The organism is Arsukibacterium sp. MJ3 (assembly GCF_000987765.1).
Taxonomy (GTDB): domain Bacteria; phylum Pseudomonadota; class Gammaproteobacteria; order Enterobacterales; family Alteromonadaceae; genus Alishewanella.
In genome coordinates this window covers 1-573 of record NZ_LAHP01000129.1, presented here as the reverse complement: position 1 = coordinate 573, position 573 = coordinate 1, and the positions used below count along the sequence as shown (strand labels likewise).

Genomic DNA, 573 nt, shown 5'->3' with positions numbered 1-573 from the left:
ATGCAAACTGGCAAGATCCGCTCTGGTTGGCCACTGCAGTAGCCGGCATTTCCGTAACCGCCGCCATTTTATATTGGATTATGGAGCGCCGCGCTGAAGGCCGCTTTCAAATTGGCAATGCGCAAGCTGCGGAGAAAATCGATTTCCGCAGCCTGTACAAATTTAGTGCTTCATATTGGTACATCGTGGCACTTTGTGTGGTGTTCTACGCGGCAATTTTCCCATTCCGCACCTTTGCCATTGATTACTTTCAACAAGCGCATGGCATTACTCGCGAGGCAGCAGGCCTATTAAGTAGCTTATTGCCTGTAGCAGCAATTATTCTTACGCCGTTATTCGGGTTGTGGGTAGATAGAGTGGGCCGCCGCTCGTTATTTATGGCTGCGGGAACCTTGGTAATGGTGCCACTTTTCTTAGCTGTAACCTATTTGCCGGCCGGCCCCGATATCAATTTAGTAATTCCATTCATTGGCAGTGCGCCGGTGCCACTTACCCTATTCGTGGTGATATTTCTGCTCGGTGCGGTGTTCTCACTGATTCCAGCAGTAATGTGGCCATCAGTAGCCTATATCG

General features: G+C 49.7%; 1 protein-coding gene. It reads left to right on the top strand.

What is annotated here, in order from left to right; all coding sequences use genetic code 11:
* A partial coding sequence (locus VT06_RS17125; RefSeq protein ID WP_161795054.1) for an MFS transporter occupies nucleotides 1-573 on the top strand: 573 nt, incomplete at both ends.